At 59.3% G+C, this 1059-nt stretch carries 1 protein-coding gene; it reads left to right on the top strand.

Annotated elements, in window-relative coordinates; genetic code table 11:
- The first annotated feature begins 113 nt into the window (after positions 1-113).
- Entirely contained in the window at positions 114-1049 is a 936-nt protein-coding gene (locus tag KNP86_RS15555; RefSeq protein WP_214755164.1) for an IS30 family transposase, read from the top strand.
- Positions 1050-1059 lie beyond the last annotated feature (10 nt).

Raw genomic sequence — 1059 nt, 5'->3', positions numbered from 1 at the left:
CGATGAATTATAAAATTAAGTGCAACACCCCAAAGTGAACACAAAAAAGCCCATGACGCTTTCCTCGTGTAGAATGAAGTCACCACAACACACATTCAGACGGAGGAAATATCATGAGCTACACCCATCTTACCACAACGGAACGCGTGAAAATAGAGACCTATCTGGAGCTCGGGATGTCCATCCGGTCCATCGCAAGACGGCTCGGGCGTCATCCCTCGACCGTCTCGCGGGAGGTCAAACGGAACCCCGGCTACGAATCGGGACGTGCCCAGCAGCGCTACGTGAAGAAGAAGGCAAACTGCGGCGCCAAGACGAAGCTCGACGAGGCGACTCGCCGGACGATCACCGAGAAACTGTGGGCGACCTGGTCGCCGGAACAGATCGTCGGTCGTCTCTTCGACGGGGAAATCGCCTTCTCGACCATCTATCGCTGGATCTACTCGGGACTGATTGACGTGCCGACATCCGTGCTCCGCCAAAAGGGGAAGCGTCAAAAGCCGGTCGAGACGCGGGGGCGATTCAATGTCGGATTGTCCATCGCCAAGCGCCCGAGAGAGGTGCGTGCACGCAAGACATTCGGTCACTGGGAGCTCGACACCGTGGTCTCCGGACGTGGGAAGTCAAAGGCATGCGTCGCGACGTTCGTCGAGCGGAAGAGCCGGTTCTACATCGCCCTTCCGATGACGGATCGTAGCGCCTCCTCGATGGAGATGGCAATCCAGGCAGTGCACGGCGCCTTCCCCGTGGCCGCGTTCAGGACGGCGACGACGGACCGAGGCAAAGAGTTCAGCTGTCACGAGCGTATCCGGACGTCGCTCGGCGTGCCACTCTATTTCGCCGACCCGTACGCGTCCTGGCAACGAGGGAGCAACGAGAACGCCAACGGTCTCCTCCGCGAGTTCTTCCCGAAAGGAACGGACTTCGCGAAGGTCGGTGACGGCGAACTCGCGGATGCGCTCGCCAAGATCAACGGGCGACCGAGGAAATGCCTCGGCTGGCGAACCGCACACGAGGCCTTCACCGAGGAAGTGTTGCGCTTAATTTGACAAACCGTCA

The sequence above is a fragment of the Exiguobacterium sp. s16 genome (genome assembly GCF_018618115.1).
In the GTDB taxonomy this organism is placed as follows: domain Bacteria; phylum Bacillota; class Bacilli; order Exiguobacteriales; family Exiguobacteriaceae; genus Exiguobacterium; species Exiguobacterium mexicanum_A.
Note: the sequence above shows the minus strand (reverse complement) of the source record. Positions and strands in the feature narration are given on the sequence as shown.